Below are 22,500 nucleotides of genomic sequence, written 5' to 3' on the forward strand. Positions count from 1 at the left end.
GCCTCAAAATCTTGAAAAAAATATTTCTAAACGATCCGACAATTTCTAAAAAATCTGGGAGTTCCCATAGACTAATCGCATTGGCGGTTGATACCGCTTTTGTATATTTTTTCCTGTCGTTTAAAAATGTAGGAGTCCTCTATTTTTAGGTTTTTGAAACCAACGCTCAATAGTGCAAAACTTTGACAAAAGAAAATTTTCAAATTCTAAAATGTTTTTATAACGTTTATAAACGTTATACACTCTTATGCGTTTCTATATAATAATCTGCTGAAATTCTTCCCGACCCATATAAAGAAAAATGGAAAAGCAAAAGGAGAATCATCGCGGCATACGGAAGATTCGATCCAGGAGCCATAAATCCTTCCTTACCATGAATGAATATAACCGCTCCGACCAGTACGGGAACTTGAAGAAGCGCCGCGAAACGAGTCAATAATCCCGACAAAAGCAAAACCCCTCCACAGATGTGTGCAATTACTATATAATGAGCGAGTAACGTAGATGCCATAGGAGCATTGTTCATTTCCATCAAACGAATCAACGCGTCCGTATCGTATAAGAACTCCAGACCTTTATAAATTAAAACTCCTCCAAGATAAATTCGAAGAAAATCGACCAACCAATCCCGATGTTCTTGTAGCCAACGGTTCAAACGATCCATAGCTTACCTCCAGATTTTTAGGTTAGTGATATCATACCTTTTTCCAAAACTTTTGCAAGGGAAGAACTATCAAAATTTGCTAAAAACCGCCTTCTCGATTCTTTGTGGATTCGAAGATAAACCCGTTTCGAACAAAGATATCTCTTGATTTTAGAGACGTTTTCCAAAGACAATTTCTCAATTGTTTGCGGACTGCCCTAAATGATCTTTGTCCAACCTAAAATTTCCAGGTTCCGATCTTTTAAACTTACTCCTAAAGAATCCAAAGAAAACAAGGATTCTCTCCCGATCATAGAAAATCCGGCGTCGAAATAAACGGAACCGGAAGTTTGCAAATTAGGATCGATCGTTAAAGACTTTTTTAAACGGTAACGGAGTTCCGCTTAAAATTAGAAGAGATTGATCGACTTAGTAAATTTATATTTAAACCGAATTGAAATAAAAGAAGAACATAAGACAAAACCTCAAAATAAGGGTGGAGACCATCCCAAACCAAGCCGAATTTAAAAAGAAAACATTCGTCTAAAATTTTCAAACTTTATGTTTCTTTGCGGAACATAAAGTTTCATATTAGAATAAAACGTTTTACGAATTAATTGTGCCCATCTTTCCAGAATGAAAATCGTAAAAAGCTTGAGAGATTTCTTCCTGAGTATTCATCACGAAAGGACCATACCTTGCAACCGGTTCATCCACCGGTTCTCCTCCAATCAAAAGAAATTGCCAATCGTTCGGGGAATTCTCGTGTAAAGAAAATCGAACATCACCTTTACTTCTTTCAAACCAAACCATCTCCCCTTCTTTTAAGGGGATGTTTCCTTTTTCAGTATATAAAATTCCGTCTCCGGAAAAAGGAAAAGCAAACACGTTATACGACTCAGGAACAGGAATGGTAATATCTGCGCCCGGAGTTAGACGAAAATGATAATATAAAATCGGAATTTTAGTTTCGATTACGGCTTTTGTTCCAAACACTTCTCCCGCGATAACTTTAATTTTTGTTTTTCCATCGGACGTTTCAACTTCGGGAATTCTTTCGGAAGGAGTGTCTTGATATCTAGGATGACTCATTTTTTGAGAAGAAGGCAAATTGACCCACAATTGAAAACCGTGCATCCAGCCGCCGTTTTTCTGAAAATCGTTTGAAGGTAATTCGGAATGAATCAAACCGGAACCCGCCGTCATCCACTGAACATCTCCGGATTTTAATTTTCCGTAGTTCCCCCATGAATCCCTGTGCTCCATCTCTCCGGTCAATAAATAAGTGACCGTTTCAAATCCTCTGTGTGGATGTTCTGGAGCACCGATCGCTTTTCCGGGTTTATATTCCACAGGTCCCATTTCGTCTAATAACAAAAAAGGATCCAGCTGAATTAAATCTCGAACGGGAAAGGGCCTCCGTACCGGAAAACCTCCTCCTTCGGTGGTTCTTAAAGACGGTCTGATAGTTTTCACTTTTCTCAGATTCATAAATCAAGCGCTCCTCTTGCTTTCTGGTCACTGTACAAATACTTTATTAAGATAAATACAACGGTTACAACCATGATAACGACTACTGTAACTTTTTTAGTTTCATATTCTTTAGACGATGCTTTTCGATTTGTGGCGGATTTTAGAAACTTAGTTTATTGGGGGGATAGAATTTCCAATGTCTCGCCAATTCCTTCCAAGAATGGAAACCATTTTCCCGTTTATGAATTACTCTATTCTTTTGGACCTTTCAAACTCAAAGCAAATTATTTCGCAAAGGAATGGACTCCAAATTCCCGAATGATTATGGAAATTCATAGTTCATTTATAGACCAAAGGGACATCTATACATTTCAAATTTCAAGTCGAGGAACTAAAATAACTTTTACAAATCATTCTAAACTTAAATATCCTTATCACTTCGGAGAATGGGCATTTGCTTCGAGAATTAGACAAAGAATTTGTAAAGAAATGAGACAATTGCAGAATTGTTTATACCGAGACGGTTCCGATTCTCCCAAACATTTTCAAATCATTCGAATTTAATTTTTCGATTCAAATTCCTCTTGCTTAATTTTATTTTTTTAGAAAGAATATTCCCGGTTTAAATCCGTGGAAACATCTAAGAATCATTCAATTCCTATTCCATTTAACGAGAAGGAAAGACTCGATGCCCTACATTCTTATCAGATCATAAATACGATTCCGGAGGAAAAATTCGATTCGCTTACACAGATAGCGGCCTATATCTGCGACTCTCCGATCGTACTCATTTCTTTGATCGACACGAATCGACTTTGGTTTAAATCAAAAATCGGAATGAATATTTCCGAAATTCCACGAGACATTTCGTTCTGCCAATACACAATTATTCAAGATGAAATTTTTGAAATCGAAAACACCTTAAAAGACGAAAGATTTCAAAACAACCCTTTCGTTTTAGGCCCGCCTTATATTCGTTCTTATGCGGGCGCACCCCTAAAAACACCTGAAGGATTTAATGTTGGAACTCTTTGTGTATTTGACACTGAACCGAAAAAACTAAATTCTAGACAGAAAATAATTCTAGAAGTGTTATCCAATCAGGTCATCGCAAACTTCGAATTGATTAAAAAGAACCGGGAACTAGTTCTGGTTCACGAAAAAAAAGAAGAACTCCAAAAATCTAAAAATCAATTTTTTGCGAATATGAGCCACGAGATCCGTACTCCGGTTCACGGAATTTTAGGAGTCACGGGTCTTTTATCGGAAACGAAACTTCAACCGGAACAAAAAGAATACGTTGACATAATTCGAAGAAGCGGCAACCTTTTGCTTAACCTCCTAAATGATATTTTAGATTTCTCTAAATTAGAATCGTCTCATATGAAAATCGAAATAATAGCCTTTGATCTTATGGATCTATTAAGGGACATGTTCTATCTTTTTGAGACGGATGCAAAACGTAAAAATTTGGAATTCAAAATGGTTGGAGATCAACCCCCCTCTTTGATCGTTTCGACGGATCCCAACCGGCTGAAACAGATTTTAGTCAACCTCATCTCAAACGCTTTCAAGTTCACCGAAAAAGGAAGCGTATCGATCGAGTTTGAATTCGACATCAAATCCGATTCGAAACAATGCGATATACGGATTCGGGTAAAGGACACCGGAATCGGGATACCAGAACAAAAGCTCAAAGAGTTATTCCAAGCCTATACGCAGATGGATACTTCCGTTTCGAGAAAATACGGAGGAACCGGACTCGGCCTTGCGATCAGCAAAGGTTTTGCAGAAATGATGAATTTAAAACTGACCGCACAAAGCGTCATAAATCGAGGAAGCGTTTTTGAAATTTCGGGCAGGATTCCTCTCGCTGAAAGATCGGAAGTAAACTTTGAACCCAAAAAACTGAACCCCGATACAAACGGAGCATCCATTCAAGACCTAAGAATCCTTGTAGCAGAGGACAATGAAACCAATCAAATGCTGATCAAAAAAGTTCTAGAAAAGTTGGGGTACAAACCGGTGATCGTTTCCAACGGGATCGAAGCACTACATCATATAGAAACAAAGGGAACCGACGTTTTTTTTCTGGATATTCAAATGCCAGAACTAAGCGGAATCGAAACTGCCAAAATTCTTACACAACATACCAATCAGTCCATCCGCCCCTATATCATTGCTATGACGGCGAATACTAGTCAAGAGGACAAGGAAGATTGTCTGGCGTCCGGCATCAATGAATACATCAGCAAACCATTTCGTAAAGAGGAAATCGCCGATCTACTGAATCATTTTATTGCCAGGAAAAATTCAAAAACATAAAGACAATTTCACTTAGATACAACTTACAGCTCGATCGGGGTCGACAACTTTTAAACTTTAACTTCCATTTTTTTATTTCATAAACGAATTTTCAGACCACTCATGATCCCAACATAGCCGATCCTATATACAATTTTGAATTTCGGTCAAAATTTTTAAGCGCCGAATTTGATTCTTTCATAAAGTCGATATAAGGTTTTTTCTTGCACCAAAAGATCATTTTGCAAAAAATCGGGTTAAATTCAGATTTAAAAGTCGTAAAACGATTCTTCGTATATTCTTTAAATATAATATTACTTAGGAAAATTAAAATGGCACAAGTTACACTCAAAGGCAATCCCGTATCGTTAGAAGGAAAAATTCCTGCTCCAGGAGATAAGGCTCCCGACTTCAAAGTGATCAAACAGGATCTCGCCGAATTCAGTCTTAAAGATTACTCGGGTAAAGTGAAAATTCTCGTAGCCGTTCCGAGTTTGGATACTTCAGTCTGTGCTCTGGAAACCAGAGTTTTCAACGAAAAAGCGGCAGGGCTTTCTGACATTGCGACTTTGATTATCTCGGGCGATTTACCCTTTGCGATGAAACGTTTTTGTTCCACGGAAGGAATCAATTCTCCGAATCTCGTAACAGGATCTCAATTTAGAGATTTCTCGTTTTCAAAAGCGTACGGAACTCATATCGCAGACGGTCCGCTCAAAGGACTCTCCGCAAGAGCGATCTTTGTCGTAGATAAATCGGATACGGTTCGTTACGTAGAACTTGTTTCCGAAATCGGGTCGGAGCCGAATTACGAAGCGGCACTTGCCGCAGCCAAGGCTGCACTGTAAAAAAATCCAATCCTTACGGCCTGTTCTTCGGAATCGAACATCATGCCGTAAGATGCATGGAAAAGTTAATCTACGCTCCATCTCTACGTAAATTAATTTTCTGATAAAATTTTCACATAGTTAGAAATGAGCTTACACTTGTTTCAAATCTCTGTTTATTTAGTCGTCCCAAAATCGTAGAAGGAATCAGTACCTAATAACAAAATGTAGCAATCCCGATACGTTTCTTTGGGAAGTTTATATATTTTTAAATCACCGCCAAATCCAGTAGGAGTTCCTACAATTCTTAGGTTTTAGGACAGATTCTTTGTATTACCGATTCCTAAATAATAGGTTGTCATGAATTTTGAGACAATCCACCGGTTTAGGCACAGACCTTGTCATATAATTCCCAGTAGAAACGAATTTTGGAAGAACAGTTCGTTCGAGAACATCAAGCACGGACTCGTAGGGAGCATTGTAGAAATTTTCCTTTATCTATGCCGATTTTCTTTTTTTGAAGTTCAAAAATGCTGGAATCCGGGAAATTCGAAGATTTTCTCCGAGTTTCTTTGAAAGAATTTAACTCCTTTCCAATCCTGCGTTGTTTGTCCGATTTTTGAAATATTAATTTTATCTAATGTACCTGGTAGTTCTTCCGAACTTAAAAAGATAAGTTCTAATTCCTCCCCGGAACTGAGAATCTCGTCCAAACTTAAATAAGCGGAAGCATCGGAAGGAATTTTTTCCAAATCGATTTTCAACCCGAGTTTCGAAGAGTAAGCCAACTTGGGAAGATCTTGTAAAAGCCCGTCGGTAAGATCCATACAACAGGAAACCGGAAAGCGTTTCGAAAGTTCTTTGGAAACGTTCAGTCTCGCTTTGGGAGTAAGATGTCTTTCCAAGGCAAGGTTTCGGAGCGGTCCCGGCACCTTCAAACTTTCGTTCAAAAGTTTGTAACCGAGCAGAGAAAGACCTACCGAACCAGTGAGATAAAGAAAATCTCCGTTTTTACCACCTGAACGTTTCCAAGGTCGGGCCGTAACACCGATTAAGGTCAAAGTCAGATTGAGAGAAGGAGAACGATAAGTATCTCCGCCACAGAGTTCGATATTGTAAAAAGACAAGGCTTCCTGTAATGCGGAAGAAAAAGGACGAATCCATTCTTCCTTGGAGCATTGGGAACTGAGACCTAAATTTAGGAACGCTTTAGTCGGCACTCCGCCGCTTGCAGCGATATCGGAAACGTTCACTTCCACGAGTTTCTTGGCTATTTCTTTCGGGCCGCTCCACTCGGTTCTAAAATGAGTTCCTTCGCAGATTGTGTCGGTTGTAAAGATCCGCCCCTCTTCGTCCAGATAACAGTCGTCAGTTTGAGCGGCTCCGGGTGGATAGAGAACACGAATGATTTCCGATTCTTTCAAATTCAAATTTTCCTTTAAAAATCTTGACTTTCTTTCTGATTTCAAATTAGTCGAAAGACTATGAAACAAATCATTCTATTCTATTGTTTGATCCTACTTCCTTTTGTCGCCGGATTTTCTCAGGACACCGGTAAAAACCAAACTTGCATATACTCATATGATCACGCGAGTACGAAGTTTAGTTGGAAAGCCTTTAAATTTACGGAAAAAACCGGGGTCAGTGGTTCTTTTGACAAAATCCAAGTGGTCGGAACGAAGACCGGAAATTCCCCCGAAAAAGCCCTCACAGGAATGAAGTTTACGATCGACCCGAATACGGTTAACTCGGGAAATAACGATCGAGACGCAAAGATTAAGTCCGCATTTTTTTATCCTTTGAAAAAGAATGGAAAAATCGAGGGGAAGGTCGTTTCCGCAGAATTAAATTCCGACAAAACCTCCGGGAAAGGAATCATTTCCCTGACTTTCAACGGGGTCACCAAAAATCTGAACGCAAGTTTCACTCTCCAAAAAGAAAATCAGCTTAGTGTGAGTTCAAATTTGGAGCTCGGAAACTTTAAAGCTCTGGCGGCAATTGACGCACTCAATCAAGTATGCAAAGATTTGCATAAAGGAAAAGACGGAGTTTCTAAACTTTGGCCGGAAGTCGAACTTACAATTTCTACTCAACTCAAGGCGGATTGCAAGTAGCAAAACGGAAAGGATTGCCTTGAATTTGCTGTTGCACTTTTTGGAATATCTTTCTATCTCGTGCATAACCTTATTTAGAAATACGTTCGGGAATATCTGGGGGAACTCCTGCATTTTATACGAACGTACCGAATGATTGTAATCAATTTTTCTTAAGGTTTCAGAATAAGCTTTCAATAATCTTTACCCCATGAATCGAAATATTAGAAAATGAAACGTAACGAAAGTAAAATCCTTAAGAGTAGTCCATGAATAAAAAAGAATATTCTAAATCTATCGAAGGACATTCGGAAAAAATCCTAAAAGAATTTAAAACCTTACCCGGAGTTGGAAAATCGATCGCGATGGATTATTGGAATTTGGGTTTTAGAAGTTTGGACGAGATTCGATCAGCTGATCCGGAAAAATTGTACATTCGTTGTTGCGAACTTCACGGTGGCTATGTGGACCGTTGTATGCTTTACGTATTCCGTTGTGTTCACTATTCCTTGAATACTAAAAAACCGAATTCGGAAAAGTTAAAATGGTGGAATTGGAAAGACACTAAAAAAATTCAGAAATCGAAACGGTAGTTAACACCGAGTTGAACATAAGTAAGAATCGTCTTGGATTCGTATAACATCGGAATCAAAATTTTCGGTCCGAAAATTTTCAGTCCAATTTGTTCCTGATTATCTTCATTATCAGATATATAACCGGTTTGGAGAGTGTTCTTTAAGGTCATATTACTCATTTCCAAGAATACACTCCAATTTCCTTTCACCTTTGTAGAAAGTTTAAGATTAATTTCGGTTCCGGTCGATTTCCACCAATAGTCCAATCCAATTTGATTGAGACGAAACGCCGCATTTGAACCATCGACTCTATATTCATAATTTTTAAAGGAAGACGGACTCGCCATATCCAAACGAAGAATTTGTCCTTGAAATACGAATCGTTTTAGGAATTTCCATTCTAACCCGATTCCGAAACTGTACCCTTTATGATGACTTGAATATTCGCGAAAGCTAATGCGACTCGGGTTGACTCCACTCGCCGTCGACGGCCCCAGACTATCCACTTCTTGACTTGTGTTTGTCCAAATTCTCTCGACACCTCCCAAAATTTGCAGATCCAGAATGGGATGTGGGTAAGGAGTAAAACCGATGCGGGAAGAAACTTTTTGAAATTTTGTATTTGCGTTTCCAAAGATTCCGTTAACCGCTTTTTCACCAGACGAATTTGAACCTCCAGTTCCAAAAGCAAGAGTTTGAAATCCGCTCACGTCGATATTATGTTTCGCTTCCGTTCCCCGTAACTCAAGCGTAAAACGATTCCAAGCGTACTGGATCCGAGTCGTAAAACCATTGTTTGGTGTTTTGTATGGATTGGTGAGAATTTCCGCCTGCCCCGAACTACTAAAAGCCAAACCTGCATATTGAATGGTTTGATAAAAAGGCCGGAGCTCAGATTGTTCGGTTCCATTTCCAACCCCGAAGGAAACTTCAAGATAATGCCTTTTTGAATCTATAAGCTCCCGTTTCCTTTCTTCGACATTTTTTTCCTTGGATTTCCGTTTTTCAGCAAGTTCCTTTTCTTTTTTCTTTTGATCTTCCTCTTTGTTTTTTCGAACCTCTTCTTTTTTAGAGATAGGCCCTGTAATTTTAGTAAAAGAAATTTTTCGAATGATCGATTTTTGGAAAATTTTTGTTGTTCCATCCGTAAACTTAAACGTAACGGTTTCCTTATCTTGGCTGATGATCTTACCTTCCACCTGCTTGCCGGATTTTAAAAGGAGAACTTCGCTCCGAAGTGAAACTGATGAAAACAGAAAAACGAAAATTGAATATGAAATAATTTTTTTCATAAGTTTGTCTATCGGAGGTACCGTATCGAGGAATGTTAACATATGGTTTGAATCCTGCAATTCGATTTAAATTTCTAAGAACGAAATTCAGTTGAAAAGAATCAGAAATTATCTTTTCCAACGGCCTGATCCATAGAAAGCGGCGACGCTTAAGTTCTCGGAGTGATCTGTAAAAGTAACATACCAAGCTACCGGAACAACTGCTTTCAAAAGTTAGAATTGTATGAGTCGTTTGAAATCATATCATATTTCTATAACACTCATAGACTTACACGAACTCTCACAATGAGAAAAACGCTTCTCGTCCTATTTTGGATAGGACGGATTTTTATCGTATCACCTAACGAAATTTCAAAACATAAAGCAAGAAGTAAAGCCGTTTTAGGAAAACTCTGAAGAGAATCCCAATGATAAAAAAGAATCTCGTAATTCGTCTGTACCCGGATTTGAAAAGATTTAAAGAAATCAATTATAATCATTTAGTAAGTTCGTAATAAAACGTAAAAGTTCCCACAGGCTACGCGCTTTCGAACAGATTTTATTGTTGTTAAATTCTTGTTGGAGTTCCTACGTTCTGAGGTTTTGGAACAGGCTTCTTAGAGATTTTTCGGTCATATCTAGAATAGGTAAAATTTGGTCCTTAAAAGAATCAAAACGTTTCCGACATAAGCTTATTCTTGAGAAAAGAGCTGAGCGTTTCCTCCTCATCGAGTTTACTTTCTAGGAGAAGAATCCTTAAATTCTTTGGGGATTTCGAAATTTTGATGAAATCCTTTTCGGTGCATACGAGATAATCGTAATTTTTTGCGATCGTATCCAGAGTGTTTTCATCTTCAATCGTATAAGAATGATGATCTCGGAATGTTCTGGTTTCCAATTCGACCGGTTGAAATTTTCGAATCATCGAAAAGAAAATTTCTGGATTTCCGATTCCAGTAAACGCATATACTTTTTTATCGCAGAATATTTTCGGAGAATCCATTTGCAAATCGGGAGATAAAAGCTTATCCGGTTCCAAAGAAAAACGAAGAATTCTTTTCGAGAATTTTTTTTGAATATTCTGCACGATCCTCTCCGCGGAAAGTTCATACTTTGAAAATACGATCCAATCCGCCCTGAGTAGGGAAGAAATCGGTTCTCTCAGACTTCCTGCAGGGATTAAAAAACGTTCCTTGCGAATCCTACTCGAATCCAATAAAACGATATCCACGTCTCTCTCTAAAGCGTGATGTTGAAATCCGTCGTCCAAAATCACGATCGGATTTTCCTCCATTTTCAATTCTTCCTTAAAACGGAAATAGGTGGAATGTCTATCTCTTCCGATCCAAACCTCAGCAAACGGAAGATGTTTTTTCAAAAGAAGAGGTTCGTCTCCAGCTTCCCTAGAAGAGGATCGTCGTGAAACTCTATGTCCATGTTTAGATCCAGTCGCACCGTAACCTCTGGACAAAAGAACGATTTTTTTTTCCGGAAATTTTTTATGAATCAGTTTTGCAAGATAAATCGCGAACGGAGTTTTTCCGGTTCCGCCCATGGAAATATTTCCCACGCTGATTACAAAGGCTCCGGAAAGTTTTTTCTTTTCGGTAAGCCTTTGATCGAATAAAAAAAGAACACGATAAATAAAGGAGAGCACATAGAGGACCGGAAACAAAACGATATGCAAAAACGAAAGAGGGTTGAACGATTTCATGAATAATAATGTTTTTACATTATACGCTTTCCGAGGATTCGACAAACTGGATGTCGTAGAGCTTTTTATATTTACCGTCAAGTTGTATCAGCTCCGCGTGTGTGCCGGATTCCACGATCCTTCCGTCTTCCATCGCAAAGATGGTGTTTGCAATTTGTACCGTGGAAAGTCTATGGGCAATAATGATTACAGTTCTATTTTTGTAAAGAGACTCCAGAGCTTGCTGAACCAATCTTTCCGATTCTGTGTCAAGCGCCGAAGTCGCCTCATCCAAAATCAGAATTTCCGGATTGAGAAGTAAAGCACGAGCGATCGCGATTCTTTGTCTTTGACCACCCGAAAGCATCACTCCACGTTCCCCCACAATCGTATCAAAACCCTCTTCAAAGGAAAGGATAAATTCCATCGCAAACGCCTGATCGCAGGCAGAACAAAGTTGTTCTTCAGTCACACTTTGATTTCCGTAACAGATATTTTCACGAATCGTTCCGTTGAATAAAAAGACTTGTTGAGCCACGATTCCGATTCTTTTACGAAGATTACTCAGGTCCAATTCCCGGATATCGATACCATCGATAAAAATTTGTCCTTCCTGAGGATCGATCAATCTCGGAACGAGATCGACTAACGTGGATTTTCCGGCTCCCGATGCGCCCACCAAGGCAACGGTTTCCCCTTTTGGAATCTCCAGATTGATTTCCTGAATTGCAGGAGTTTTGGCACCCGGATACGTGAAGGTCACGTTGTTAAACGACAGCCCCTTCTCCATTTTTTTTAGGAACTTGGGACTTACGGGATTTTGAATATCCGTCTCTTGATCCAATAACTCGAACACGCGACTTCCCGCCGAAATGGCGCTTTGAATTGAATTGGAAAGCATACTCATTTGTTTGAACGGTCTCATCAAAAAGATCAGAGTCAAAAAGAACGCCATAAACATTCCGCGAGAAAATGTTCCGTCTTCCATAAGATACGCTCCGAAACTCAGAAAGATCACGGCTACGATCGAACTGAATAATTCCGTCAGAGAAGGCCCGACCTGATGATAAAAATGACCTTTGAAAGTTTTATCGGAAAGGTCCTGGTTGAATTCCCAAAAACGTTTTGCTTCTGTCTTCTCCATGGAAAAAGCACGGATCACTCTAATACCGGAAATCACTTCCTGAAGATGTCCGTTTAACGAAGAAAGACGTTCCTGTTGATTGCGGGTTGCTCTACGGATCTTGTCAGCGAACGCCGAGACCGGACCCATCACAATCGGAACTACGATGAAAACCGCGAGGAACATCTTCCAACTCAGATATAGAAGAAGAAGTAAATGTGTGACGATGTAAAAAAAATCGATGATTGCATCCTTCAAATCCGAACTAATTAGCTTACCGAGAACCTCTACATCGTTAATGATTCTACTCATTAGGATTCCCGTTTTTTCTTGTACGAAGTGATTGAGAGGAAGAGTCTGAGCCTTAGCATACAATTCCGCCCTTAGATCCCGAATCGCGAGATAACCCGCCGAATTAATGCAGTAAACCGCCGCCGCGAGAAAAGTGAGTTTTAAAAGATAGACAGGAAAAATGACAAAACAAAAAAGTAAAACAAGTTGGTCATGGCTCATATTCTTCAAGGAAGAATTTAGCTGTGTCTTCCACTCCGCAAGTCGAAGCTCAATCGACTCAGTCCTGGAGAAAGAATCTTTTTCTTGCAAACGTTGTAAAAGAGCTTTATCTTTTTTGGTCAATGAGATTTCGAAATTCGTTTTTTCTCCGGTGCCAAGAGAATCGAAAATCGGAATCAAGGAAGTAAGAGAAGCCCCATTTAAAACCGAAACGAAAAAGGAGAGTACGATTCCCAAAGTTAATCTGTATTTGTACTTGAAGGAATACTTTAGGAGCCGTTTATAGATGTTCATTGGACAGGTTTAGTCTTTTGAATACTTCACTAACCTTTTTTGCAGGAATCCTTGTTTTGTCCTTTCTTTTTTCCGATTGCGGTTTCAGGGAAGAAGACCCGGAAGAATTGATTCTTTCCATACCTTCGGACCCGATCAGTCTGGATCCGTTATTTTCTACCGATTTATCTTCCCGTACTGTTGGAAAATTTTTATATCCGTTTTTATTTCAAAAAACTCCAGAAGGTAAACCCGCATATCAACTCGTCGAATCGTTTCACTTGTCCGGTACGGGAGAAATCCGTTCTCTCAAACTCAAACTCAGGTCGCATTTTTTATCCAACGGCGAAGAATTAAAAGCGGGACAGGTTCGAGAATCTCTACTAAGACTCGTAACCACTCCCAGTCCGAGAAAAAATCAATACGAGTTTATCAAAGAAATCAACATTCTCGGCCAAAAGGAAGTTGAACTGAAAATCTCTGGAGGACTCAGACAAGCAATAGACGCCCTTTCCCTTCCCCCCGCAGGAATCGTTTGTTGTATAAACGGGGACAATAAAAAATTGGAAGCGGACTCTCTTAAAACATTAGAAAAAAATAATATAACTTCGATTCCAAAAGCAGGCAAATACCTTCTTAAAGAATGGAAAAAAAATAATTACATCCTTCTTGAAAAAAATCCTTACACAACCGAAGACCTCCCTAAAAGAATTCGACTGAGAATCTTAGCGTCAGCTTCCACCGGAATTTTTTTGTTTTCCAAGGGAAGGATGGATCTGATGCGTCTGCCAAATTTTTTACTCAAAAACCCCCATATCAAAAAAGAGAATCTCCGGTTTCGAAAAGGACAAGGGATCCAATACATCGCGATCCAAGCAAAAGAGCCTTGTTTTGACAAGAACTTTAGAAAAGCTTTAAATACAATCGTTGATACGAAATTAGTAATCCAAAAATTGTTAGAGGGGAATGCCAATTCCACATTCGGTCCGATTCCGCCCGGAAATGTATCACAAACGGAGATGCGAGAGATCATTGCTGAAAATCCAGAAATACTTTCGATACAAGCTCATTCTCCGAAGAAAGCCAAGGAATACTTGAAAAAGTCCATTTGTTATCCGGAAATACTCGAAAGAGAAATTGATTTTAGAATGCGTGGCGACGAGGAAAATAACGCGAATGGGCTGGCATTGGCGGGATTTTTAAAAGAACTCGGATTGAAAATAAAAATCCGACCGATGGAAAAAGCGATCCTTTATAAGGAAAACGCGGAAGAGAAAGGTGATCTAACGTTGCTTTTTTGGTACGCGGATTTACCCGGAGCTTGGCACTTTATCGATCCATTGTTTTCGGGAAAAGATAAAGGCAACGGAGGAAATCGAGCGCACTACGAAAATCAGGAACTTGAAGTTATATTCTCAAGAGCAAGGAATTCAGATTCCTTGAATTCGGAAACGACCAAAGCCTTACAAATTCTTTTGAGAGAATATCCTTGGATTTTTCTTTGGTCACCGCATGAGACTTTTCTAATATCCGAAAAAGCGAAACGTTATTCTAGTTTGGAGGATTATCTGTAACTTCCGGAAGTTCAAGTTCGACAGAATCCGCGTCATTTTCTTCCTCTTGAGGAAGAACCGTTTTTTCAGTTGTAGCCGTTTCCAATTCTTGTGTGGAATTTTCCGAAGTTGTAGCGGTAGGAGCGGAAGGTTGTTCCCCGATGTAATAATATTGACCGTACAAGGGATACAAACAAGGAACGGACGAATGCAGCAGCAAACCGGTCTCTCCGCATACATCGACTTTCACAAAATCGCCGTTAAACGGTTTGACGAGCGTTTCTGAAAATCCGATGTTTTTTGCTATATAGTTCACATAACGAAACCAGATATTTCCGCTGATTCCAGAACCTGAACCTTCGAACGGAGCGCCCACGTCGTTACCGATCCAGACTGTCGTAACTAAATCGGGATTCACGCCCGCAAACCAAGCGTCTCTTACTCCCTTACGGGATCCCCATTTTTTACGGGCTTCTTTCGGAGACTGAACTGTTCCCGTTTTACCGCCCATAGGAAAAAAGTCTTCGTCTTTCAATTTGAGTTTCATCGTTCCTTGTTCGCTTAATACCGCTTCCAAAAGATTGATCGTTTCCGCACAGGCAACCGGATCTAAAATCTGAATCGCTTCATTCGGATCTTTCAAAGGTGTGGAAAACATTTCACTTCCTTCAAAATCCGCAATTCTTAGGATTTGAATGGGAGTAACTTTTTTTCCCCCATTTGCAATCGTCGCATAAATCAAAGCAAGCTCCATCGGCGACAGTTCTCCCGAACCGAGAGCCAAAGAAAGATTCGGCTGGAATCTTTTTTCAAGAGTTGCCTTGTCCACATCCAAGATCATCGAAATTTTTTCCAAAAAGTCGTTCACACCGAATTCGTTTAACAATTTCACGGCGATCGTATTGACCGATTGTGCAAACGCGATCCTGGCAGTGATCTCCCCTTTATAACCTTTGTACCAATTTTTCGGAGAATAACCTCGGATGTTAATTTCCTCATCCACAACCGTGGACGAAGGAGTAATAATCCTGTTTTCAAACGCGATTGCGTAGACCAAAGCCTTGATTGTAGAACCGGGTTGTCTGAGCGCAGAGACCGCTCGATTGAGTCTAAATATATTAGAGATTTTGTAACTACCAACCATGGCCTCGATATAACCGTTTCCGGGATTGATCGAGATCAAAGATCCGTTCATGTTGTCTATGATGGATTGTTGGATTCTTACCTCTTCCGAATTACCTTTTTTCACGTAGGCGGCTTTTACATCGTTCAGTTTTTTACGGACGGATTCGATTCCTTCTCTTAAAGATTTTTCGGCGGCATCTTGTTTATCGTAGTCGAGAGTTGTATAAACATTCATTCCTCTGGTTTCGATATCGATTTCTGAAAACGTATCCAAGATACGCTGGCGGATTCCGTAATTAAAATCGGGGGCGAGATTGACCGTAAAGTCCTTATCAAAACCGTATCTAGCGATATCGGAAGAGTAAAATTCCTTCTCTCCGTCTTTTGTAAGTTCCACATTGTAAAAGGTTCTGAATTTTTTTAGATTTGCATCGATCTTTTTGGAGAAATTCCTTTCAATGTTGGAAGGATTAGGGTGCAAATGTTGATTTTCGGACATAGGAGTAAGAACTAACTTTTGTCTTTTGAGAGCGGTCTTTAAACTTCGAACCGGATTGTAATTGGAAGGTGCTGGAATAATCCCAACGAGCATAGCCGCTTCCTCCGGAGTAAGTTCCGCGGCGGCCTTATTGAAATAGTAACGGCTAGCTTCCTCCACTCCGGTATTTCCCTCACCTAAGAAAATCCGATTGAGATACATGGAAAGAATCGTATTCTTGTCAAACTGGCTTTCAAGATAAAAGGTACAATAGAATTCCGTAATTTTATTAAAGATATTTCTCGCTCCCAAATCCAAGGTCAGTTTTGCGAGCTGTTGAGTGATCGTTGACCCGCCCTGTTTTTGAAAGGTGGTGAGATTGATGATAACTGCCCGTAAAAGCGCAGTGTAATTGATTCCGTGATGATTGTAAAATTCCCTATCTTCGGAAGAAAGAAGCGCCCAAATGACGTTCCCGTGTTCCGCAAGGTTGTCGGTGCGGATTGGTTTAAACTTTCTTCTCGAAAATTCTCCAATTAACTTTCCGTTTCGATCCAAAATTCGGATAGGACGAATCTGACTGATTTCGTAATAATTTGTGACTTCGTCTTTGAACTTATCCAAATTGGAAACGATTTCGTCCTTTTTGGTCAACCAGACTACGTAAGAACCGCCGATCAAAAAAGAAGCGAACGCGATGACCGCAATGATCACATAACGGAACACAAATCTCCAATACGCTTTTACGAAAAGGAAAAAGCCTACAAAACCTTCCTTGAGTATATTAAAAATGGAGAATATTTTTTCATTGCCAAATGTCATCGCCTGTCCTAAAGTCCAATATTCTACTAGAGAGACTATCTCAAAAAGAAACTTTCATCCCTTCACACTATGTTCTGAAACAACGAAAAGATTTTTGAGACGAAGTCTTATAAGAGGACCCGAAATCGAAATTATCACGACTTACTAAATTTCTTTTTGGAAACGGTTACTTACCTTTTCAGACCTCAGAGAAAGACAATAGAAACGACCGTATCTTTGTAAAGTATTAGAAATTTTCCGAAATAGAATTCCGGTCAAAACTTAGGAACCCGCCGTGAAATTTAAAACCACCGGTTGTCAATCGAAAATTACTGAAGCGGTTTGCGCAACTCCCACAAGACGAATTTATTAGAATCTACATAATAAAGAGATAAATTTCCCATTTAGATACAAAAATTCTGGGTACTTGTATATAGTTGTTCTCAGTAAAAACTCCAGAATTCGAATTTCTATAAGAAATTGTCTAATGACATAGATTTTTTAAATTGCGGAAGATTTCTCTTAGAAGCAAATATTCGGTTTTGCTCTCAAGATTCGAATAAAAGTTTGTCCCCAATCCTTAAAAGAAATCAGTTATAATCATTCAGTAAGTTCGTAATAAAATATAGGAGTTCCCACAGATTACGTCCCTATAGATGCTTTCGAATAGATTTTATTGTTGTTCAATTCTTGTTGGAGTTCCTACATTCTGAGATTTTAAAAACGAACTCTTAATAGAGTTTAGCGGATTTTTGAAATAACAAAAGATGTCTTATCAGGTAGTTTACCATTCGTGTCAAAAATTACTTGAAGTTAGGATCCCGAAAAGAGTTTAAAGTAAGGGAACAAATTTCACTTCACACTTAGATTCAAAAGACCAATCGTTCCAATTCCTTTTTGCGGTTATTAAAAATTGTTTTTTCTTTCCCATAGGAAAAATAAAAACTCCTCCCGGGACTAGAGAGTGAAAGTAGGAACTCTCCACGCCGGGAAGATCGGGAAGAGCAGCGCAGGAAATCATCTTATCAAATTGAAGTTCGGGTTTGAGAATTTGAGTCGCATTTCCGCTAACGAAATGATTTGTTCGAGTGCAACCCTGATTCCAAAGTTCCAAATTTTGAACCGCGATTTTATGAAGAGATTCAAAGAATTCAACAGAAAATAACTTTGCCCCAAGAAAAATTAAAACGGCGCTTTGATAACCTGAGCCGGTACCGATTTCAAAAATTCGATCGCCTTTTCGAATTTCAAGAAGTAGAGACATCCATGCAACCATGAACGGTTGTGAAATCGTTTGATGATATCCGATTGGTAAAGGTTTGTCGTCATACGCTTGCGAAACGTAAGTATCAGGAACAAAACATTCTCTTGGAATCGAACGCATCGCTGAGAGAACTTCTTTATTGCGAATTCCTCGAGAAACGATTTGGAAATCGACCATATTCTTTCTCTCTTTTTCACGAAGGATCGGATTACAAATCTTAGATGAAAAAGACATTGATCTCTCCCTAACGATGATCCGTGGAGAATGAGTAGCTTCCGATCTTTTTCGTTGACAGTGAAGGCTGTTTTTCTATCCTGTTCATGGGTTCGGCCTTGTAGCTCAGTCGGTAGAGCAGAGGACTGAAAATCCTTGTGTCGGGAGTTCGATTCTCTCCGAGGCCAGAACTCATTAGCTTTTTTACCGGGCTGTTTTTCTTTCTTCCCCTAACTTCCAAAGTTCCGCAAAAACGATTTCGTCGATCACCTTACAAAGTTCCGGTTTATACAATTTTTTAACTGGAGGTTTCGGATAGATATGAATTTCGTCCGTGTCGGGAATGTAAGTCATCATCTTTTGAATCTGATCTTCGCCTTCCACTTCGTACATTGTATAAGACATTCCTTTGGAGGGAATAACTTGTTCCGTTTCTAAATATTTCATTCTATTCCTAAACCTTTTGTGTTTACGCTCTTTCGAATACGAAAGAATTTCTTGCTGGATATTTCTTATAGGCTAATCAAATTCAACGTATTTGTAAAGTAAAAGAACGTGGAAAAGTCTTTCATCTTGCTCAGAGGTCTACCGGGAACCGGTAAAAGTACACTCGCCAAACTCTTATCCGAAAATGGAAGATATCCCATTTTCAACGTAGACGACTACTTTACGGATCCAAAAACGAAAGAATACAATTTCGATTATAAGAAGAACCACCTCGCATACAAATACTGCGAGGAACGAGTTCGTAAAGAAGCGGAAAACGGGACCTCGAAAATTTTCTTGGATAATACGTTTACTCTTTCTTGGGAAATGAAGCCCTACTTTCAAATCGCATCCCAATTCGGATATACGGTTTTCGTAGTCACCGTGGAAAACTATCATAACGGAAAAAATACTCACTTTATCGACGATGAATCTTTGAAAAAGATGGCCTCAAAATACCAAGTTCGTCTTTTACCCGAAAATCTTTTAGAATGAATATTTTTATGGTTCTATGTCTCTTATACGTCCATTTACATAATCTACCATTTTTTAGTGATTTCAAAATTTCTCATAAACTATTAAGAGAAATCATTCAACAAGTTTCCAACAAAACGCAGTAATTCTTACAGATTACGTCTCTTAGAGTAAGTTTATAAGCTTTCAAACGGTCTTTTTTATTATTCGATTCCCATACTAGATTCTAAAATTTTAAGACAAGCTTTTGATAAATTAACGGACTTCTTTGCTTTGATGTAGGGGAAACTTACTGAATCTTATCGAGAACTATATAACAAGGTTTCTGCATCTAAACGGGGAATTTGTCTCAAAATTCATGGTACCCTATTGTAGAAATCAGGTTTGACAAGAATCCTACACAGATTTCAGAGAAAACCAAATCGGACCTGTATTTTCTAAAATATTCTGACACAATGAGCATTGGATCTTCGAGGCACAAAATCAAATAACGCGGATATAAAAGAAAATTCAATTCCGAACTCTTTTTTCTTCCCTTTCTTTTTCAAAAGGAATGATTTTATTCCTGTAAAACTATCGATTCTATAATTTGAGAATTCATATAATAAATTTTATATTTACCGAATTACAATTCATTCTATACAAGACGTCTATACTTTGTATTGAGTAAGGATTTGATGATGAGTTCAATGAATGGTACAAAACTGAAAAATCGAGATTTAGATGTCATAAATTCTCCGGAACAAAGGAAACACATTATTGAAAAACATTTATTAAAGCAAAGTTTGAATATAAAAGGAAACCCAGATGGGGAAACTGCGACCATTCAGAAATACGTGGATGACGGAGAAAAAATCGTAGTGGAGTTATCGAACAAAAAGGAATTTCCGGAAAACGAGGAAATCGTTTTGTATCGAATTCTCGCTAAATACGTTCAATTGGAATGTAGCTTTTTGAAAAAGCTCAATTCAAAACTTGTAGAATTCAATGTAAACAAAATTTCGATTGCCAAATCCAACCGCGCATTTCCGCGTTATGTTATCCCGGACGACGCGGTACACGTCACGAATATCAATTCTTCCAAAACCGTCATCGATGCGTCTTTGTTTAACATTCCCACTTTGGTTAAGGTCAGTTTTGAAGATTACAAAACGAAATTAAAGCCGGATAATCTTGGCCTGATTGAAATAGACGTTTTCAAATCCGATCAGAGCGATAAATTCGAATTGGTCAAACGAAACAAAAAATACATCCACATTGAAAACACTTCTCTGGAGGAATCCTATAAGTCCAAGGACGAAAACCAAATCAGCGTGGAAGACGATATTCACGAGGAAATCGGTTCTCTGATGAAGAAATACAAGGACGAGAAAATTATTTCAGAAATCATATATCCCGTTATTTATATCAATCACTCTAGACAATCCATCCCTCTCGGTTATATTTGGGTCAGAAACAAGGAGAGAATTCTCGGTAAAGACACAATCCAAAAATTAGCCGAACTTTCTAAAGAAATGGTCGCTCGAATTAAAGAGTCCAACACCGTTTTAACCACGGAAAAATTTCAGGTTATCGACATTTCCAATAACGGTACCTGTATTAAAATCACGGATCCTCATTTGATCCAAACTCTCCCCAAACACACAGGATTCGTTTTTGACATTTACATTCGTATGCAAGGATATTTTAAAGTTTTCGGAGCGATTCGTTGGGTTTCTTACGACGAAGTCGGTAACCTGATTTTGGGTCTGGAACTGGTAGGTAAATCCTCTTTTCCTGGAGAAAGAGAAAAGTTTTATAGAAACATTGAACTTTTAGGTCAGGGACAGTTTACTGGTTTGAAAACCAACACGATTTGATTGTTTTCATTTTTAAGTATAGTATGATTTTTGAATTCGTTCAGCATCTGTAAAAATTTAGAGCCCATCTCAAGACCTCTGAATTTTTTCGATACGAGTTTGTTTCCGGATGGATTGAACGTGAATTCGATTTAAGAAAGTTAGATTTTTTTTAAACGCGAGAGTTCCCACATTTTAGAGACATAAAACAAAATTTGCACGGAAAAATGCAGTCTCGCAGAATTTTTATTCCTGAGTTTATTTTTGCTGTCGATTTCTGGCGACCTGATTCGATAGAACCATTCCGGTAAAATGCGGGAATTCCCACGAAGTTTGAAATCCTTACAAATGGAAACAAAACTTAAAAAACCCGATCTCAAACCCTTGCTAGTCTACCTTCCAACATCTCTATGATTTCATTTACATTCTTCTTGTTGATTACAACTTCGTAAGCGGCCGCAAGAACCGGCGTGTTTTCTGTAGTTATTTTCATCAAATTCGGCATTACTTTAAGACCGTAGAATCCGTTCGACATCCTTTCCGAAGGAGAACCGTAAGCGATATCGTATCCCGTCTTTCTATCTTTTGCATCCGTTCCGAAACAAGATAGCATAAAGTCGGTTAAACCGGAAAGACCTAAAAAAGTCTCGGATTGTCCACCCATCTTGGTGCCGATCGAAGTCATCTCCGTAAAAAAACGATTGGATAAATGAAAGAGAGAATTATCCACATTACCGCCGAAAGTCTGTGTGAAATACCCTTCCACAATTCCCATTGCAAGCGCGTAGATCGTTTTCAGAGCGCCTCCCAATTGGACGCCTTTGACGTCGGTCGGAATTCTCGCTGGTCTTGGAAAGATATAACCATTGGTAAAAAGTTTTTGAACTCTTGAAATGAGAGTCGCATTCGATGCCGCTATCTCGAAACCGGAGATTTTTCTCTCCATAATTTGATCCGGATAACAAGCTCCCGCAATTACACCGAGGCGATCGTCTTCCAAACCAAATGCGTTCTGTACTTCGTCGAGAATCAAACCAGCACTCGTAAAACCTTTGATCACGTTGAAAAAAGGGGCCTTGTTCCTATTTAAGTAAGGTTGAATTTCCGGATAGACATTGATAAGCTCCCAAGGATTGGTTCCTTGAATAAATAAGGTAGCGGTCTTTAAAACATCCGGATCGGAAGTAAAAACCAAATTCGGAGGAAGTTTATAAAGAGGGTAGTATTTCAGTTCTCTTCTTTCTGTATTACATTGTTCCGTGTATGCCTGATCCGGATGATAGAGATAAACCATAATATCCTTGTTTGCAAGAAGAGTGGCGACGGCAATCGACATACTACTTGAGCCGATCACGACGATTTTTTCTTCCGGCTCGTTTGGAACTTTGATGAGAATATTTTTACCGGAAACGTTTCCCTTGTAGAGATTTCTATAAGTTCCGTGTTGGTGTTTGTTCAGATTGGAACCCACGAGAAGAGC

Annotated in this window: 18 protein-coding genes and 1 tRNA gene (1 of these 19 running past the window's edge); 9 read left to right on the forward strand and 10 right to left on the reverse strand. The window is 39.0% G+C overall.

The features are described from left to right. Positions 1 to 235 precede the first annotated feature (235 nt). On the reverse strand, positions 236 to 655 hold the full coding sequence (locus LEP1GSC190_RS15215; protein WP_173380550.1) for a DoxX family protein: 420 nt from the start codon (positions 653 to 655) through the stop codon (positions 236 to 238). 594 nt (positions 656 to 1,249) lie between these two features. Further along, positions 1,250 to 2,134 (reverse strand): pirin family protein, encoded by an 885-nt coding sequence (locus LEP1GSC190_RS15220; RefSeq protein ID WP_002748411.1) that lies wholly within the window; start codon positions 2,132 to 2,134, stop codon positions 1,250 to 1,252. Positions 2,135 to 2,206: 72 nt separating this feature from the next. On the opposite strand from LEP1GSC190_RS15220, the gene LEP1GSC190_RS15225 reads away from it, so the two are divergent. The 3 genes from LEP1GSC190_RS15225 (at position 2,207) to tpx (ending at position 5,268) form a co-directional block, all read left to right on the forward strand. Further along, a complete protein-coding gene (locus LEP1GSC190_RS15225; RefSeq protein WP_002748595.1) occupies positions 2,207 to 2,680 on the forward strand; it encodes an LIC13081 family protein in 474 nt (157 codons plus the stop codon). A gap of 66 nt (positions 2,681 to 2,746) precedes the next feature. Continuing rightward, positions 2,747 to 4,441, forward strand: coding sequence for a GAF domain-containing hybrid sensor histidine kinase/response regulator (locus LEP1GSC190_RS15230; RefSeq protein ID WP_002748389.1), 1,695 nt, complete (start codon positions 2,747 to 2,749; stop codon positions 4,439 to 4,441). Between the two features lie 311 nt (positions 4,442 to 4,752). Continuing rightward, positions 4,753 to 5,268 carry a thiol peroxidase gene (gene tpx / locus LEP1GSC190_RS15235; RefSeq protein ID WP_002760410.1) on the forward strand — a complete coding sequence of 172 codons (516 nt, stop codon included), beginning with the start codon at positions 4,753 to 4,755 and terminating at the stop codon, positions 5,266 to 5,268. A 503-nt stretch (positions 5,269 to 5,771) separates the two neighbouring features. Here the strand turns inward: tpx and thiL are convergent. Then, positions 5,772 to 6,716, reverse strand: a complete 945-nt coding sequence (gene thiL, locus LEP1GSC190_RS15240; protein WP_002748366.1) for a thiamine-phosphate kinase — start codon at positions 6,714 to 6,716, stop codon at positions 5,772 to 5,774. 15 nt (positions 6,717 to 6,731) lie between these two features. On the opposite strand from thiL, the gene LEP1GSC190_RS15245 reads away from it, so the two are divergent. Both LEP1GSC190_RS15245 and LEP1GSC190_RS15250 read left to right on the forward strand, forming a co-directional pair. Continuing rightward, on the forward strand, positions 6,732 to 7,361 hold the full coding sequence (locus tag LEP1GSC190_RS15245) for a YceI family protein (protein WP_002748610.1): 630 nt from the start codon (positions 6,732 to 6,734) through the stop codon (positions 7,359 to 7,361). 248 nt (positions 7,362 to 7,609) lie between these two features. Further along, a complete protein-coding gene (locus LEP1GSC190_RS15250; protein WP_002748333.1) occupies positions 7,610 to 7,933 on the forward strand; it encodes a helix-hairpin-helix domain-containing protein in 324 nt (107 codons plus the stop codon). On the opposite strand, the gene LEP1GSC190_RS15255 is transcribed toward LEP1GSC190_RS15250, so the two are convergent. From LEP1GSC190_RS15255 to LEP1GSC190_RS15265, 3 genes are all read right to left on the reverse strand, one after another. Then, positions 7,915 to 9,207 carry an LA_0442/LA_0875 N-terminal domain-containing protein gene (locus LEP1GSC190_RS15255; RefSeq protein ID WP_420844313.1) on the reverse strand — a complete coding sequence of 431 codons (1,293 nt, stop codon included), beginning with the start codon at positions 9,205 to 9,207 and terminating at the stop codon, positions 7,915 to 7,917. The genes LEP1GSC190_RS15250 and LEP1GSC190_RS15255 overlap by 19 nt on opposite strands. Before the next feature lie 649 nt (positions 9,208 to 9,856). After that, positions 9,857 to 10,900: a tetraacyldisaccharide 4'-kinase gene (gene lpxK, locus LEP1GSC190_RS15260; protein ID WP_002748331.1), complete on the reverse strand. Its 1,044-nt coding sequence runs from the start codon at positions 10,898 to 10,900 to the stop codon at positions 9,857 to 9,859. A gap of 19 nt (positions 10,901 to 10,919) precedes the next feature. Beyond that, a complete protein-coding gene (locus LEP1GSC190_RS15265) occupies positions 10,920 to 12,809 on the reverse strand; it encodes an ABC transporter ATP-binding protein (RefSeq protein WP_051019755.1) in 1,890 nt (629 codons plus the stop codon). Here LEP1GSC190_RS15265 and LEP1GSC190_RS15270 point away from each other — a divergent pair. Beyond that, on the forward strand, positions 12,809 to 14,362 hold the full coding sequence (locus LEP1GSC190_RS15270; RefSeq protein ID WP_086004765.1) for an ABC transporter substrate-binding protein: 1,554 nt from the start codon (positions 12,809 to 12,811) through the stop codon (positions 14,360 to 14,362). The genes LEP1GSC190_RS15265 and LEP1GSC190_RS15270 overlap by 1 nt on opposite strands. Here LEP1GSC190_RS15270 and LEP1GSC190_RS15275 read toward each other — a convergent pair. Beyond that, positions 14,340 to 16,766 carry a transglycosylase domain-containing protein gene (locus LEP1GSC190_RS15275; RefSeq protein ID WP_002748542.1) on the reverse strand — a complete coding sequence of 809 codons (2,427 nt, stop codon included), beginning with the start codon at positions 16,764 to 16,766 and terminating at the stop codon, positions 14,340 to 14,342. The genes LEP1GSC190_RS15270 and LEP1GSC190_RS15275 overlap by 23 nt on opposite strands. 811 nt (positions 16,767 to 17,577) lie before the next feature. Next, positions 17,578 to 18,243: a protein-L-isoaspartate O-methyltransferase family protein gene (locus LEP1GSC190_RS15280; RefSeq protein ID WP_002748470.1), complete on the reverse strand. Its 666-nt coding sequence runs from the start codon at positions 18,241 to 18,243 to the stop codon at positions 17,578 to 17,580. A 94-nt stretch (positions 18,244 to 18,337) separates the two neighbouring features. On the opposite strand from LEP1GSC190_RS15280, the gene LEP1GSC190_RS15285 reads away from it, so the two are divergent. Further along, positions 18,338 to 18,410 (forward strand) — tRNA-Phe (locus LEP1GSC190_RS15285). 16 nt (positions 18,411 to 18,426) lie between these two features. Here the strand turns inward: LEP1GSC190_RS15285 and LEP1GSC190_RS15290 are convergent. Next, a complete protein-coding gene (locus tag LEP1GSC190_RS15290; protein ID WP_002722966.1) occupies positions 18,427 to 18,669 on the reverse strand; it encodes a hypothetical protein in 243 nt (80 codons plus the stop codon). Between the two features lie 126 nt (positions 18,670 to 18,795). On the opposite strand from LEP1GSC190_RS15290, the gene LEP1GSC190_RS15295 reads away from it, so the two are divergent. Together LEP1GSC190_RS15295 and LEP1GSC190_RS15300 are read left to right on the forward strand one after the other, a co-directional pair. After that, positions 18,796 to 19,203, forward strand: a complete 408-nt coding sequence (locus tag LEP1GSC190_RS15295; protein ID WP_002748547.1) for an AAA family ATPase — start codon at positions 18,796 to 18,798, stop codon at positions 19,201 to 19,203. Positions 19,204 to 19,862: 659 nt separating this feature from the next. Further along, positions 19,863 to 21,041: a DUF1577 domain-containing protein gene (locus LEP1GSC190_RS15300; RefSeq protein WP_002748500.1), complete on the forward strand. Its 1,179-nt coding sequence runs from the start codon at positions 19,863 to 19,865 to the stop codon at positions 21,039 to 21,041. Positions 21,042 to 21,396: 355 nt separating this feature from the next. Here the strand turns inward: LEP1GSC190_RS15300 and LEP1GSC190_RS15310 are convergent, their stop codons facing one another. Continuing rightward, positions 21,397 to 22,500 carry the 3' portion of a 1-acyl-sn-glycerol-3-phosphate acyltransferase gene (locus tag LEP1GSC190_RS15310; RefSeq protein WP_002748533.1) on the reverse strand. Its footprint extends 909 nt past the window's final position, so the window shows 1,104 of its 2,013 coding nt (coding positions 910–2,013); its start codon lies off the right edge, out of view — the gene reads right to left on this strand; the stop codon is at positions 21,397 to 21,399.

The sequence above is a fragment of the Leptospira mayottensis 200901116 genome, assembly GCF_000306675.2.
GTDB classification, from domain to species: Bacteria; Spirochaetota; Leptospiria; order Leptospirales; family Leptospiraceae; genus Leptospira; species Leptospira mayottensis.

Excerpts from the sequence above, each read along its gene's own strand:
- LEP1GSC190_RS15220 (WP_002748411.1), bottom strand. The coding sequence starts at position 2,134 with ATGAATCTGAGAAAAGTGAAAACTATCAGACCGTCTTTAAGAACCACC.
- LEP1GSC190_RS15275 (WP_002748542.1), bottom strand. The coding sequence starts at position 16,766 with ATGACATTTGGCAATGAAAAAATATTCTCCATTTTTAATATACTCAAG.
- LEP1GSC190_RS15250 (WP_002748333.1), top strand. The coding sequence starts at position 7,610 with ATGAATAAAAAAGAATATTCTAAATCTATCGAAGGACATTCGGAAAAA.
- LEP1GSC190_RS15280 (WP_002748470.1), bottom strand. The coding sequence starts at position 18,243 with ATGTCTTTTTCATCTAAGATTTGTAATCCGATCCTTCGTGAAAAAGAG.
- LEP1GSC190_RS15225 (WP_002748595.1), top strand. The coding sequence starts at position 2,207 with ATGATAACGACTACTGTAACTTTTTTAGTTTCATATTCTTTAGACGAT.
- LEP1GSC190_RS15265 (WP_051019755.1), bottom strand. The coding sequence starts at position 12,809 with ATGAACATCTATAAACGGCTCCTAAAGTATTCCTTCAAGTACAAATAC.
- LEP1GSC190_RS15290 (WP_002722966.1), bottom strand. The coding sequence starts at position 18,669 with ATGAAATATTTAGAAACGGAACAAGTTATTCCCTCCAAAGGAATGTCT.
- LEP1GSC190_RS15255 (WP_420844313.1), bottom strand. The coding sequence starts at position 9,207 with ATGAAAAAAATTATTTCATATTCAATTTTCGTTTTTCTGTTTTCATCA.
- lpxK (WP_002748331.1), bottom strand. The coding sequence starts at position 10,900 with ATGAAATCGTTCAACCCTCTTTCGTTTTTGCATATCGTTTTGTTTCCG.
- LEP1GSC190_RS15300 (WP_002748500.1), top strand. The coding sequence starts at position 19,863 with ATGAGTTCAATGAATGGTACAAAACTGAAAAATCGAGATTTAGATGTC.
- tpx (WP_002760410.1), top strand. The coding sequence starts at position 4,753 with ATGGCACAAGTTACACTCAAAGGCAATCCCGTATCGTTAGAAGGAAAA.
- LEP1GSC190_RS15245 (WP_002748610.1), top strand. The coding sequence starts at position 6,732 with ATGAAACAAATCATTCTATTCTATTGTTTGATCCTACTTCCTTTTGTC.